This window comes from Streptomyces sp. URMC 123 (genome assembly GCF_051386515.1).
GTDB lineage: Bacteria > Actinomycetota > Actinomycetes > Streptomycetales > Streptomycetaceae > Streptomyces.
Map to the genome: position 1 here is coordinate 64231 of NZ_JBPQTV010000003.1, position 13316 is coordinate 77546.

14 protein-coding genes and 3 pseudogenes are annotated in these 13316 nt (G+C 73.1%); 16 read left to right on the forward strand and 1 reads right to left on the reverse strand.

The features are described 5' to 3' along the window. The first annotated feature begins 59 nt into the window (after positions 1-59). From ACSNOD_RS01235 to ACSNOD_RS01310, 16 genes and pseudogenes are all read left to right on the forward strand, one after another. A complete protein-coding gene (locus ACSNOD_RS01235) occupies positions 60-650 on the forward strand; it encodes a hypothetical protein (RefSeq protein WP_436764794.1) in 591 nt (196 codons plus the stop codon). A gap of 182 nt (positions 651-832) precedes the next feature. Beyond that, complete coding sequence (gene rpsP / locus ACSNOD_RS01240; protein WP_436764795.1) at positions 833-1282, forward strand: 30S ribosomal protein S16; 450 nt, start codon at positions 833-835, stop codon at positions 1280-1282. Between the two features lie 2 nt (positions 1283-1284). Beyond that, on the forward strand, positions 1285-1524 hold the full coding sequence (locus tag ACSNOD_RS01245; RefSeq protein WP_005311361.1) for an RNA-binding protein: 240 nt from the start codon (positions 1285-1287) through the stop codon (positions 1522-1524). Positions 1525-1766: 242 nt separating this feature from the next. Continuing rightward, on the forward strand, positions 1767-2312 hold the full coding sequence (gene rimM / locus ACSNOD_RS01250; protein ID WP_436764796.1) for a ribosome maturation factor RimM: 546 nt from the start codon (positions 1767-1769) through the stop codon (positions 2310-2312). After that, complete coding sequence (gene trmD, locus ACSNOD_RS01255) at positions 2312-3127, forward strand: tRNA (guanosine(37)-N1)-methyltransferase TrmD (protein WP_436764797.1); 816 nt, start codon at positions 2312-2314, stop codon at positions 3125-3127. Before rimM ends, trmD begins: the two co-directional genes overlap by 1 nt. Before the next feature lie 132 nt (positions 3128-3259). Next, positions 3260-3607, forward strand: a complete 348-nt coding sequence (gene rplS, locus ACSNOD_RS01260; RefSeq protein WP_436764798.1) for a 50S ribosomal protein L19 — start codon at positions 3260-3262, stop codon at positions 3605-3607. 80 nt (positions 3608-3687) lie between these two features. Beyond that, the gene (gene lepB / locus ACSNOD_RS01265) at positions 3688-4509 is read left to right on the forward strand and encodes a signal peptidase I (protein WP_436764799.1); all 822 of its coding nucleotides are present in this window, start codon (positions 3688-3690) and stop codon (positions 4507-4509) included. Then, entirely contained in the window at positions 4502-5635 is a 1134-nt protein-coding gene (gene lepB, locus ACSNOD_RS01270) for a signal peptidase I (protein ID WP_436764800.1), read from the forward strand. The genes lepB (ACSNOD_RS01265) and lepB (ACSNOD_RS01270) overlap by 8 nt, the downstream gene beginning before the upstream one ends. Next, entirely contained in the window at positions 5574-6536 is a 963-nt protein-coding gene (gene lepB, locus ACSNOD_RS01275) for a signal peptidase I (RefSeq protein WP_436764805.1), read from the forward strand. Before lepB (ACSNOD_RS01270) ends, lepB (ACSNOD_RS01275) begins: the two co-directional genes overlap by 62 nt. Positions 6537-6627: 91 nt before the next feature. Continuing rightward, complete coding sequence (lepB, locus tag ACSNOD_RS01280; protein ID WP_436764801.1) at positions 6628-7392, forward strand: signal peptidase I; 765 nt, start codon at positions 6628-6630, stop codon at positions 7390-7392. A 73-nt stretch (positions 7393-7465) separates the two neighbouring features. After that, the gene (locus tag ACSNOD_RS01285) at positions 7466-7792 is read left to right on the forward strand and encodes a DUF2469 domain-containing protein (protein WP_436764802.1); all 327 of its coding nucleotides are present in this window, start codon (positions 7466-7468) and stop codon (positions 7790-7792) included. A 98-nt stretch (positions 7793-7890) separates the two neighbouring features. Further along, positions 7891-8265, forward strand: coding sequence for a YraN family protein (locus tag ACSNOD_RS01290; RefSeq protein ID WP_436764803.1), 375 nt, complete (start codon positions 7891-7893; stop codon positions 8263-8265). After that, positions 8266-9864, forward strand: a pseudogene (locus ACSNOD_RS01295) (YifB family Mg chelatase-like AAA ATPase); the annotation flags it as partial. Positions 9865-10116: 252 nt separating this feature from the next. Then, positions 10117-11070 (forward strand): annotated as a pseudogene (gene dprA, locus ACSNOD_RS01300) (DNA-processing protein DprA); the annotation flags it as partial. A gap of 257 nt (positions 11071-11327) precedes the next feature. Next, the gene (gene whiG / locus ACSNOD_RS01305; RefSeq protein WP_436764804.1) at positions 11328-12164 is read left to right on the forward strand and encodes an RNA polymerase sigma factor WhiG; all 837 of its coding nucleotides are present in this window, start codon (positions 11328-11330) and stop codon (positions 12162-12164) included. 74 nt (positions 12165-12238) lie between these two features. Continuing rightward, positions 12239-12796: a TetR/AcrR family transcriptional regulator gene (locus ACSNOD_RS01310; protein ID WP_436764806.1), complete on the forward strand. Its 558-nt coding sequence runs from the start codon at positions 12239-12241 to the stop codon at positions 12794-12796. Positions 12797-13030: 234 nt separating this feature from the next. Here ACSNOD_RS01310 and ACSNOD_RS01315 read toward each other — a convergent pair. After that, positions 13031-13222: pseudogene (locus ACSNOD_RS01315) on the reverse strand (M23 family peptidase); the annotation flags it as partial. Positions 13223-13316: the final 94 nt, after the last annotated feature.

Here is a 13316-nt window from a genome sequence, read left to right on the forward strand (position 1 = left end):
AAATTATTTGGGATGGCCCGGTATCGGAACACCGGGCCATCCTTGCTCGTTGTCACGACGTGAGCACGACACCACCTGTTCTCGCCGCGGAGCTGGCGCAGGCGTGGGCCGACATTCAACGGCACCACCCCGAGCTGCCGGATCTCGCCGCGCCCGAATCCCTGATCGGAGAGTCGTCGTCCGCGTGTGGCGCCGAGCTCTCCTTCGAAAGGCTGCTCCATGAGGCAGTCCACGGTCTGGCCGCCGCGCGCGGCATCCGTGACACCTCGCGGGCCGGCCGCTACCACAACCGTCGATTTCTGGCGATCGCCGAGGAGTTGGGGCTCGACCATGCCGATGAGCCACACCCGAGCAGTGGTTTCTCCCTCGTCACGCTCAGCACCGAGGCGAGAAAGCGCTACCGTCCCACGATCGAACGGCTTCAGCGGGCCCTGAAGGCGCACACGGCGGCCACGGCCTCCGACAGCACCCGCAGCTTCCGCGGCCCCGCGGCCCGCCACGGCTCGTCCGGCGGCGGCGTGCGGGTGAAGGCCGTGTGCGACTGCGGGCGCAACGTCCGGGTCGTGCCCTCCGTCCTGGCCCAGGCGCCGATCGTGTGCGGTGGGTGCGGCAAGCCGTTCCGCATCCCGGAGGCGGCCGCGGTGGCCTGACGAGGGCCGATCGAGTGCGTTCGGGCGCGTCGGCGTATGGCAGAATGGACCGCTGAGTACTCGGCAGCCGGTCCGGACCCCTCTCTCCTTCGGCTGACGCGTCCATCGGGCACTCGGTCACCACAACCCCACGTGGTCATCCGCTGTGCTCAAACACGTCAAGAGCAGGAGACACCACACCCGTGGCAGTCAAGATCAAGCTGAAGCGTCTGGGCAAGATCCGTTCGCCTCACTACCGCATCGTCATCGCCGACTCCCGTACCCGCCGTGACGGCCGGGCCATCGAGGAGATCGGCCTGTACCACCCGGTGCAGAACCCCTCGCGCATCGAGGTCGACTCCGAGCGTGTGCAGTACTGGCTGGGTGTCGGCGCGCAGCCGACCGAGCCGGTTCTCGCCATCCTCAAGGTCACCGGCGACTGGCAGAAGTTCAAGGGCCTGCCGGCCCCGGCGCCGATGAAGGTCGCCGAGCCGAAGCCGGACACCCGTGGTCTCTTCGAGGCCGCGGCCAAGGAGGCCGGTGACGAGCCGAAGGGTGAGGCCATCACCCCCAAGGCGAAGAAGGCCGACAAGAAGGACGACGCCGCTGCCGACTCGGCCGCCGCTGAGTCCGCCGAGCCGACCGAGGCATGAGGATGCTCGAGGAGGCCCTCGAGCACCTGGTGAAGGGCATCGTCGACAACCCCGACGACGTGCAGGTCGCCTCGCGCAACCTGCGTCGTGGGCGCGTGCTGGAGGTTCGGGTGCACCCCGATGACCTCGGCAAGGTGATCGGCCGCAACGGCCGCACCGCTCGCGCTCTGCGCACCGTCGTGGGCGCCATCGGCGGTCGTGGTATCCGGGTCGACCTCGTCGACGTGGACCAGGTCCGCTGACAGGCGGTTGAATTCCGGCACGGGCCGGGGAGGGCTTCACGGCCGTCCCCGGCCTTTGTCGATGCGCCGCGGGGCATCCCGTGCCGGTGCGCCGCCGGGAATTCTGAGAACCTTGAGGTATCTGAGAACCTCGAGGAAGAGGTACCACCCTCCGCGCGAGCGGCCGGGGTGTCGCCCGGAGCCGGGCGACCCGACCGTCGGCCGCGCCGGCCGGTGGAGGTTCAGCGCAAAAGGGGAACAGAGTGCAGCTAGTGGTGGCGCGGATCGGTCGCGCCCATGGCATCAAGGGCGAGGTCACCGTCGAGGTCCGTACGGACGAGCCGGAGCTGCGGCTCGGGCCGGGCGCGGTCCTGGCCACGGAGCCGGCCTCCGTCGGGCCGCTGACCATCGAGACCGGCCGGGTGCACAGCGGCCGGCTCCTGCTGCGCTTCGAGGGCGTCACCGACCGCACCGGCGCCGAGGCGCTGCGCAACACCCTGCTGATCGCCGAGGTGGACCCGGAGGAGACCCCGGAGGACCCCGAGGAGTTCTACGACCACCAGCTGATCGACCTCGACGTGGTCACGGTCGACGGCACCGAGGTCGGCCGGATCTCCGAGATCTCGCACCTGCCGTACCACGACCTGCTGATCGTCCGGCGCCCGGACGGCAGCGAGGTCATGGTGCCCTTCGTCGCCGAGATCGTCCCCGAGATCGACCTGGAGGAGCAGCGGGCCGTCATCGACCCGCCGCCCGGGCTGCTCGACGAGGGCCGGGCCGAGGTCGCGGGCCGCCGGGACGACGCCTGATGCGGCTCGACGTCGTCACGATCTTCCCCGAGTACCTGGAACCGCTGAACGTCTCCCTGGTCGGCAAGGCCCGCGCCCGCGGCCGGCTCGACGTCCGCGTCCACGACCTGCGGACCTTCACCCACGACCGCCACAACACCGTCGACGACACCCCGTACGGCGGCGGCCCCGGCATGGTGATGAAGCCCGAGCCCTGGGGCGAGGCCCTGGATTCCGTGATCGCCTCCGGCGGCGGCGAGGAGCGGCCCACCCTGGTGGTCCCCACCCCCAGCGGCCGGCCGTTCACCCAGGAGCTGGCGGTGGAGTTCTCCCGCCGTCCCTGGCTGGTCTTCACCCCCGCGCGCTACGAGGGCATCGACCGCCGGGTGATCGAGGAGTACGGCGAGCGCCTGGACGTGTTCGAGGTGTCCATCGGCGACTACGTGCTCGCCGGCGGCGAGGCGGCCGTCCTGGTCATCACCGAGGCCGTCGCCCGTCTGCTGCCGGGCGTCCTGGGCAACGCCGAGTCGCACCGCGACGACTCCTTCGCCCCCGGGGCGATGGCGAACCTCCTGGAGGGCCCGGTCTACACCAAGCCCCCCGAGTGGCGCGGCCGCGGCATCCCCGAGGTCCTGGTCAGCGGCCACCACGGAAAGATCGCCCGCTGGCGGCGGGACCAGGCCTTCCGCCGTACGGTGGCCAACCGGCCGGATCTGATCGAGCGCTGCGACCCCGCGGAGCTCGACAAGCACGACCGCTCGCTCCTCGCCGCACTCGGCTGGCGGGAGCTCCCGGACGGCCGATTTGGGCGCCCGGCGGAAGTCGTGGAAGAATAGGCCGCTGCCCTGCGTCCGGCCGGCGCCCCTGCCACAGGGGGAACGACGCCCGCCCGAGGTGAGCGGCACCACCATCATTGTTTACGAGATACCGCTGATGACCTGTGGCATCAGCGAGGAGAGCAGACGGTCATGCACCTTCTTGACAACGTCGACGCCGCGTCGCTGCGCACCGACATCCCCAGCTTCCGCCCGGGTGACACCGTGAACGTCCACGTGCGCGTCATCGAGGGCAACCGCTCCCGTGTGCAGCAGTTCAAGGGTGTTGTCATCCGCCGCCAGGGCGCCGGCGTGCGCGAGACCTTCACCGTCCGCAAGGTGAGCTTCAGCGTCGGCGTCGAGCGCACCTTCCCGGTGCACACCCCGATCGTCGAGAAGATCGAGGTCGTCACCCGCGGTGACGTGCGCCGCGCCAAGCTGTACTACCTCCGTGAGCTCCGTGGCAAGGCCGCGAAGATCAAGGAGAAGCGCGACAGCTGATCTCGCGCGAGCTGTGCGGCGGCCGGTGGATTCCGGCCGCTGTCGGCCGTCGGGGCCCCGCCGGATAGGCTCAGGGCTCGATGGACACCGACGCACAGCTCACCCCGCCTTCGGAGCGCGCTCGCTCCTCCGACCCCGCCGAGGGTCCGGAGGAGCGAGCGCGCTCCGCGCGTTTTCCGGGCCTCCGCCGGGCTTCCGGCTCGTGGCGCGCGGGTCCGCGCCGGTTCTCCGGCTGGCGGCGGACGGCCCTGCTGGCCGCGGTCTGCGCCCTGTTCGTGGCGCTGCTCAGCGCCTTTGTCGTCCAGCCCTTCCTGATCCCCAGCGGCTCCATGGAGAACACCCTGCGGATCGGCGACCGGGTGCTGGTCAACAAGCTGGCGTATCGCTTCGGCGACCAGCCGCGCCGCGGCGACATGGTGGTCTTCGACGGCACCGGGTCCTTCGTCCGCGGCCGGCCCGCCGAGAACCCGGTGGCCGCGTTGCTGCGCGATGCGGGCGAGGCGGTCGGGCTGGCCGAGCCGGATGAGTCCGACTACGTCAAACGGGTGATCGGGATCGGCGGTGACCGGGTCACCTGCTGTGATCAGGGGGGCAGGATGACGGTGAACGGGGTAGCCGTCAGCGAGGGGTACCTGTACCCCGGGGACGCACCGTCACGGGTGCCGTTCGACATCGTGGTGCCGGAGGGGAGGCTGTGGGTCATGGGCGACCACCGCGGCGCCTCCCGGGACTCCCGCGACCACCTGGGCGAGCCGGGCGGCGGCATGGTCCCGGTGGCCAAGGTGATCGGCCGCGTCGACTGGATCGGCTGGCCGTTCGACCGGTGGACGTCGTTCGACCGGCCGGGCGCCTTCGACCGGGTGCCGGAGCCGCCCGGTCGCGCGGCAGGTGGGCATGGGTAACCGCGGGCGGCCGCGCCCGGGTCAGCACCGGGCGGACACCCGGCTGCCCACGGGCACCCGTTCGACGGCCCAGCGCTCCGCCCCCGGCCGCGCCGAGCGCCGCAGGATCGCCCGCCGCGCCAAGCGGCGCCGGCGCCGCTCCGCCCTGAAGGAGATCCCGATCCTCATAGGCGTGGCGCTGCTGATCGCGCTCGTCCTCAAGACCTTCCTGGTCCAGGCGTTCGTGATCCCCACCGGCTCCATGGAGCAGACCATCCGCATCGGCGACCGGGTGCTGGTGGACAAGCTCACCCCCTGGTTCGGGTGGCAGCCGCAGCGCGGCGACATCGTGGTCTTCAAGGACCCCGGGGGCTGGCTGGAGTCGGACCGGACCACCTCGGGGGACGACCCGGTGGGCATCAAGCAGGGCAAGCAGCTGCTGACGTTCATCGGCCTGCTGCCCTCGGAGGACGAGCAGGACCTGATCAAGCGGGTCGTCGCGGTCGGCGGCGACACCGTGCGGTGCTGTGACGCCGACGGGCGGATCACGGTGAACGGCCGGCCCCTGGACGAGCCGTATCTGCACCCCGGCAACGCGCCCTCCGAGACGCGCTTCGAGGTCCAGGTGCCCCCCGGCCGGCTCTTCGTGCTGGGCGATCACCGGGAGCGGTCCGCGGACTCCCGCTTCCACCTGGACGAGGAGGGGAGCGGCACGGTCGCGGAGAACCTCGTCGTCGGCAGGGCCGTGGTGATCGCCTGGCCGTTCGGGCACTGGCGGTGGCTGGAGGAGCCGGAGACCTTCGCCACGGTGCCCGACGCGCGCGGCGCGGGCGCCTCGGCGGCCGCCCCTGCGCATAGGGTGTCCCCGCGGGCCCCGTCGGTGCCCGCCGAGGCGGACCGGCCGATCCGGCCGGACGCCGCACAGGAGCCGTTGTCCTCGGCCGCGGCCGGAACGGCGGCTCGACAAGAGCAAGCGACGATCCAACTCCCGACCCCTGCGGAACTCCCGCTCGTTATGGGAGTGGTGGGCCTGCACCGCGTCCGGCGCAGGCGGCAGCGTGGAGTGAGGAGTGGATGTGGGGGATTTGGCGGTCGGCGCACGGTCGGGGTCCGGAGAGCCCGAGAAGCGGCCCGAGGAGCTCGCTGAGTCATCCCCGAGGGCGGAGCGCGACGGGGGGCCCGGCGCGCCCGGGGAGCCCGGCGAGGCGCGGCCCGGCGAGGTCCGTGACGGCGAGAACCGGGACGGCGACCGGGACCAGGGCCCGGACGGCGACGCCGGAGAACGGCCGAAGAAGCCGCGGTCCTTCTGGAAGGAACTGCCGCTGCTCATCGTGATCGCCCTGGTCCTGGCGCTTCTGATCAAGACGTTCCTGGTGCAGGCGTTCTCGATCCCCTCCGACTCGATGCAGAACACCCTGCAGAACGGCGACCGGGTCCTGGTCGACAAACTGACCCCCTGGTTCGGCTCCGAGCCCGAGCGCGGCGAGGTCGTGGTCTTCCACGACCCGGGCGGCTGGCTGGGCGAGGCGCCGAAGACCGACTCGGGCCCCGTCGCCGAGACGATGCAGAACGTGCTGAGCTTCATCGGCCTGATGCCCTCGGCCGAGGAGCAGGACCTGATCAAGCGGGTCATCGCGGTCGGCGGCGACACCGTCGAGTGCAAGGGCGGCAACGAGCCGGTCCTGGTGAACGGCAAGGCGCTGGACGAGCCGTACCTCTTCCCGGGCAACACCCCCTGCGGCGACAAGCCCTTCGGGCCGCTGACGGTGCCCGACAAGCGCATCTGGGTCATGGGCGACCACCGGCAGAACTCCCTGGACTCGCGCTGGCACCAGGAGCTGCCCGGCGGCGGCACGGTGTCGGTGGACGAGGTCGTCGGGCGGGCCATCGTGGTCGCCTGGCCGCCCACCCGCTGGTCGACGCTGCCGGTGCCGGACACCTTCGACCAGAAGGGGTTGGCCGCCGTGGGGGCCGTGGCGCCGGGCGCGCTGGGCCTGGCGGGCGCGGTGCCGCTTGTCCTCTGGCGTCGCCGGCGGCAGTACGGCTGACGTGGGCCGTACCGCCGGGTAGGGTGCGGTCGCGGGTCGTCGAGCACGGACGTCCCGAGTCGTCGGCACGGACGAGGCGGGGAGCGCGGGCATGGGGGCAGCGGGGCGCGGGGGCGGTCGCCGAACGGGCGAGGTGCTCTCCGGGCTGACCGTGGCGCTCGGCTGTGTGCTCTTCCTCGGGGCCTTCGCCTGGGCCGCCGTGCTCTACACCCCGTACACCGTGCCGTCGGACTCGATGACCCCGGGGATCGACGTCGGCGACCGGGTGCTCGCCCGGCGGACGGGCGGTGACGCGGTGCGCCGCGGTGACGTGGTGGTCTTCACCGATCGCGCCTGGGGCGGCCAGCCGATGATCAAGCGGGTGGTCGGCGTCGGCGGTGACACGGTGGCCTGCTGCGGCGCCGGCGGCCGGCTGACCGTGAACGGCGTCCCGATCGCGGAACCGTATCTGTCGGGCGGCGGCCCCGCCTCGCCCGAGGGCTTCCGGGCCGAGGTGCCCCGGGGCAGCCTGTTCCTGCTGGGCGACAACCGGAGCACCTCCCAGGACTCCCGTACGCATCTGGCGGACGCCGCTCGCGGGGCGGTGCCCAGGGACGCCGTCAGCGGGCGTGTGGAGGGCGTTGTCTGGCCACTGGACCGGTGGGGCACGCTCGCCCGGCCCACGGGCTTCGAGGCCCTCCCCGGGGGCGTCTCCGGCGAGGGGCCGCTGCCGCTGATCGCCTGGGCGGTGCCGGTGGGCGCGCTGCTGATCCTCGGGGGCGCGGCCCTGGGGCCGATCAGCCGGCGCCGCATGAGACGGTGTACCCGACCAGGCTCGCCGGGCTGCTGCGCGCGCTGCTCGACGGGGGGCCCGTGAGGTGCCGGTGATCCTGGAGAGCGAACGTGTCTGACGCACAATGGGGGCACGCACGGCTGAAGGGGAACATGCCATGAGCGCCGAGGACCTCGAGAAGTACGAGACCGAGATGGAGCTGAAGCTCTACCGGGAGTACCGCGATGTCGTCGGACTGTTCAAATACGTGATCGAGACGGAGCGCCGGTTCTATCTCACCAACGACTACGAGATGCAGGTGCACTCGGTCCAGGGTGAGGTGTTCTTCGAGGTCTCGATGGCGGACGCATGGGTGTGGGACATGTACCGGCCGGCCCGTTTCGTGAAGCAGGTGCGCGTTCTGACCTTCAAGGACGTGAACATCGAGGAGCTCAACAAGAGCGATCTCGACCTTCCCTCGGGCGAGTCCGGCTTCAGTGACTAGCCCGATCGGGTGATGGAGTTGTCCACAACCGGCCAGTAATCCACCAAGATCCACTCCATGGGGCCCGAGCCGTCACTGTCGTGGCGGAGGTGAGGCCCATGAACGCGCGAGGAGCGCTCGGCCGCTACGGGGAGGACCTGGCGGTCCGGCGGCTGGCGGAGTCCGGCCTGGTGGTGCTGGAACGCAACTGGCGGTGCCGGGACGGCGAGATCGACATCGTCGCCACCGAGGGCGACGCCCTGGTGGTCTGCGAGGTGAAGACCCGCAGGGCCGGGCCGTACGAACACCCGATGGAGGCCCTCACCCGGGCCAAGGCCGCCCGGCTGCGGCGGCTCGCCGCCCGGTGGCTGAGCGAACGCTGGCTCGGCCGGCACGGCTCACCGCCCCGCGGCGGGGTCCGGATCGACCTCGTCGGGGTCGTGCTGCCGCCCCGCGGCGCCCCGCTCGTCGAGCATGTGCGGGGGGTGGCCTGAATGGGCTTCGCCCGCACCTGCTCGGTGGCGCTCGTCGGGGTCGAGGGCGTGGTGGTCGAGGTCCAGGCCGACCTCGAACCCGGAGTCGCCGCCTTCACCCTGGTCGGCCTGCCGGACAAGAGCCTGATCGAGAGCCGGGACCGGGTCCGCGCGGCGGTGGTCAACTCCGGCGTCGGCTGGCCGCAGAAGAAGCTCACCGTGGGCCTCAGCCCGGCCTCCGTGCCCAAGGGCGGCAGCGGCTTCGACCTGGCCGTCGCCTGCGCGGTGCTCGCCGCCGCCGAGCGGATCGACCCCGGGCGGATCGCCGACCTGATGATGATGGGCGAGCTCGGGCTCGACGGCCGCGTCCGCCCGGTCCGCGGCGTGCTGCCCGCCGTGCTCGCCGCGGCGGAGGCCGGCTACCGCCAGGTCGTCGTCCCGGAGCGCACCGCGGCGGAGGCGTCCCTGGTGCCCGGCGTCGCCGTGCTGGGCGTACGCAGCCTGCGCCAGCTCATCGCAGTCCTGTCCGACGAGCCGGTCCCCGACGAGGAGCCGGTGCCGGACGACGGCAGACCGGACCCCATGGCCGCGGGACTGGTGCTGCCCGGGGCCGGCACGGGCAGCGGGCTGTTCGCCGGGGCACTCGACGGCGGTCCGCCCCCCGACCTGGCCGATGTCTCGGGGCAGGAGACCGCCCGCGCGGCGCTCGAAGTGGCGGCGGCCGGCGGCCACCACCTCTTTCTGAAGGGGCCGCCCGGCGCGGGCAAGACCATGCTGGCCGAGCGGCTCACGGGACTGCTGCCCCGGCTGAGCCGGCAGGAGTCCCTGGAAGTCACCGCCGTCCACTCGGTGGCCGGCATCCTGCCGCCCGGCAGGCCCCTGGTGGAGACCCCGCCGTACTGTGCGCCGCACCACTCGGCGACCATGCCGTCGCTGGTCGGCGGCGGCAACGGCCTCCCCCGCCCCGGCGCCGTCTCCCTCGCTCACAGAGGGGTACTTTTTTTGGACGAAGCGGCGGAATTCGGCAGCCAGGTCCTGGACGCGCTGCGCCAGCCGTTGGAGGCCGGGCACGTCGTGGTCGCCCGCAGCGCCGGCATGGTGCGGCTGCCCGCGCGCTTCCTGCTCGTGCTGGCGGCCAACCCCTGCCCCTGCGGGCGCCACTCCGTGCAGGGCTCGGGCTGCGAATGCACCCCCTCCGCGGTCCGCCGCTATCGGGCCCGGCTGTCCGGGCCCCTGATGGACCGGGTGGACCTGCGGGTCCAGGTCTCGGCCGTGAGCCGCGGCGAGCTCATGAGCGGCACGACGAGAGGGGAGACCACCGCGCGCGTGGCCGAGCGGGTGCGCGAGGCCCGGGCCCGGGCCGCCGCCCGGCTCGCCGGCACGCCGTGGCGCACCAACGGCGAGGTGCCGGGGCACGAACTGCGCACCCGATGGCGGCCGGCGCCCGGGGCGCTGTACGCGGCCGAGCGCGACATGGAGCGCGGTCTGCTCACCGCGCGCGGGCTCGATCGGGTGCTGCGCGTCGCCTGGACCGTCGCCGACCTCGCCGGCCGGGACCGGCCGGGGGCCGAGGACGTGCACCACGCCCTCCAGCTGCGCACCGGCGTCAGCCGCGGGGTCGGCGAGGACCACCGGCTCGGGGTCGGCGAGGACGAGCGGCTGGCGCGGGCGGCGCTGAGCCGGATCGTGGAGCCGGGCGACGAACGCGTCGGCCGCTGGCTGGCCGACCTCGGCGCCCCCGCCGTGGCGCGGCTGCTCACCGGCCGCGGCGAGCCGCCCGGCGAGGTCGGCCCCCAGCGCCTGGCCGGCTACCGCGCACGGGCCGCCGGCGCGGACCCGGTGGCCGACCTGGCGGCCGTACGGGCGCTCGGCGGCCGGTTCGTCTGCCCCGGCGACCGCGAATGGCCCCGGCAACTCGACGACCTCGGCGCCGCCCGCCCCATCGGGCTGTGGGTGCGGGGCAAGCCCTCTCTGCGGAAATGGGCGCTGCGGTCGGTGGCCGTGGTCGGCGCCCGCGCCTGCTCCGAGTACGGCACCCATGTGGCCACCACCCTGGGGGCCGGGCTCGCCGAGGCCGGCTGGGCCGTCGTCTCCGGCGCGGCCCACGGCGTCGACGCCGCCGCCCACCGCGGGGCCCTGGCCGTGGGCGGCGCCACCCTGGGCGTTCTGGCCTGCGGCGTGGACCAGGTCTATCCGCCCAGCCACGCCGAACTCCTGGGGCGGCTGGCCGAGGACGGCCTGCTCCTCGCCGAACTCCCGCCCGGCGCCCACCCCACCCGCAGCCGCTTCGTGCTCCGCAACCGGGTCATCGCCGCGCTCACCCGGGGCACCGTGGTTGTCGAGGCCGCCTATCGCAGCGGCTCCCTCGTCACCGCCCGCCGCGCCCAACGGCTGGGCCGGTTCACCATGGGCGTGCCCGGACCGGTCACCAGCGGCCTGTCGGCTGGTGTCCACCACCTGCTGCGGGGTGGCGAGGCCCAGCTCGTCACCGACGCCGCGGAGGTGATCGAACTGGTCGACGCCATCGGCCGGCTCGCCCCGGAGCGCCGCGGGCCGGTCGTCCCCCGCGACCTGCTCGACCCGGACTCCGCGCGGGTCCTGGAGGCGCTGCCCGCGCGGGGCGCGCTGACCGGACGCCGGATTGCCCAGGCGGCCGGGATGGCGGCGGAGGCGACCCTCGCGCGGCTGTACGAACTGCTGTCCCTCGAGTTCGTCGAACGCCGTGGTGATCGCTGGCAGTTGGCGCGGTCCCCCCGAGGGGGCTCGACGGGATCTCCCCGAGGGAGCTCGACGGGATCTTCCCGAGGGGGCCGAGTGGGACGGTGAGACGCCTTGTGACCTGCCGCGATCGAGTGAAAGGGGTGGGCCGATGACCATATCTGCGACGGTGGTGCGCCGTTCGTCCGCACGCCGGATTTCCGTGGTCATGCCCCTGGGGCGCGTGTCACCGCACCTGCGTGCGCCCCGAGAAGCCGCCCTTCTTCGCACACCGCGATCGCGCGGTCACGCTACGCTCACAAGAATTCCCCCCACCCAGACGGCCGCCGCCATCCCGGCGACGGCAGAACGGCTCAAGGCGACGAATGCCCCAGCACACCTCCGGCTCCGACCGAGCGGCGGTTCCCCCGCCCGCTCGTGGCGACGTGCGCCCCGCCGCCCCTTCGTCGCTCGACGAGCTCTGGCGGTCGTACAAGGCCACGGCCGACGGCCGGCTGCGGGAACAGCTCATCCTCCACTACTCGCCCCTGGTCAAATACGTGGCGGGCCGCGTCAGCGTCGGCCTGCCACCCAATGTCGACCAGGCCGACTTCGTCTCCTCCGGCGTGTTCGGGCTGATCGACGCCATCGAGAAGTTCGACCCCGAGCGCGCCATCAAGTTCGAGACGTACGCGATCAGCCGCATCCGCGGCGCGATGATCGACGAACTGCGGGCGCTGGACTGGATTCCGCGCTCCGTGCGGCAGAAGGCCCGCGCCGTCGAGCGGGCCTACGCCACTCTGGAGGCGGCCCTGCGCCGCACCCCCACGGAGGCCGAGGTGGCGGCCGAGATGGGCATCTCCCTGGACGAACTGCACGCGGTGTTCAGTCAGTTGTCCCTCGCCAATGTGGTCGCCCTCGATGAGCTGCTCCACGTCAGCGGCGAGAACGGTGACCGGCTGAGCCTGATGGACACCCTTGAGGACACAGCCGCCGACAACCCCGTCGAGGTCGCCGAGGACCGCGAGCTGCGGCGGCTGCTCGCCCGCGCGATCAACACGCTCCCGGAGCGGGAGAAGACCGTGGTCACCCTCTACTACTACGAGGGCCTCACCCTCGCCGAGATCGGACAGGTCCTGGGGGTCACCGAGAGCCGGGTGAGTCAGATCCACACCAAGTCGGTGCTCCAGCTCAGGGCCAAGCTGGCGGACGTCGGACGCTGAATCGTCCCTCCCTCGTGCCCTTCCGGTGGGTGCCTCCGTAGAGTGTGTACGTGCCCAGGATTCGAGCGGCCTCCGTGGCCGAGCACCGGACCATGCAGCGTGCCGCCTTGCTGGACGCCGCCCGTTCCCTGCTGTCCGAGGGTGGGACGGAGGCCCTGACCTTCCCCGCCCTCGCCGAGCGCACGGGGCTCGCGCGCTCCTCCGTCTACGAGTACTTCCGCTCCCGGGCGGCCGTGGTCGAGGAGCTGTGCGCCGTCGACTTCCCCGTCTGGGCGGCGGAGGTCGAGGCCGCGATGGCGGGGGCGGACAGCCCCGAGGGCAAGGTCGAGGCGTATGTGCGGCAGCAGCTCGCACTCGTCGGCGACCGGCGGCACCGCGCCGTCGTCGCGATCTCCGCGGGCGAGCTGGAGGCCGGCGCCCGGGAGAAGATCCGCGCCGCGCACGGCGGGCTGATCGCCATGATCGTGGAGGCGCTGCGGGAGTTGGGACACCGGGAGCCCCGCCTGGTGGCGATGCTCCTGCAGGGCGTCGTGGACGCGGCGGTGCGGCGCATCGAGCTCGGCGCGGCCGAGGACCCCGAGCACATCACCGAGGCCGCGGTGTCGATGGCCCTGCGCGGCGTACGCGGCTGAGCCCCCACGCCCGTACCGCTGTCCGTACCGCCCCGCCCGTACCGCTTGCCCGCGCCGCCCGGCCCGTACCGCCGTCCGCGCGGTCGCGGACCAGGCCGCCGGTTCGGGCACCCCGAAGATCGGCAGCAGCCGGGACGGCCCACCCCGCAGCAGCCACGCCGGCAGCAGCGACAGCGGGTCCAGATAGCGCTCGGCGCGCAGCAGTCCCCAGTGCAGACAGGCCGAGGGGCAGTGGAAGGGGCCGGGCGCCAGCGTCCCCACCGCCTCGCCCGCGGCCACCCGGTCCCCCTTCGCCACGCTCGCCCGCACGGGCTCATAGGTGACGCGCAGCGGGGGAGTGCCCGTGCCGTCCAGCTCGATCGCCAGCACGGGGCGGCCGGCGACGTCCCCGGCGAAGGACACCCGGCCCGCCGCCGCGGCCCGCACCGTCGCCCCCGGCCCGGCGGCGAGATCGACCCCGCGGTGGCCCGCGGCGTAGGGGGTGGGCGGTGGCTCCCAGCCCCTGAGGCTGTCTCTTATA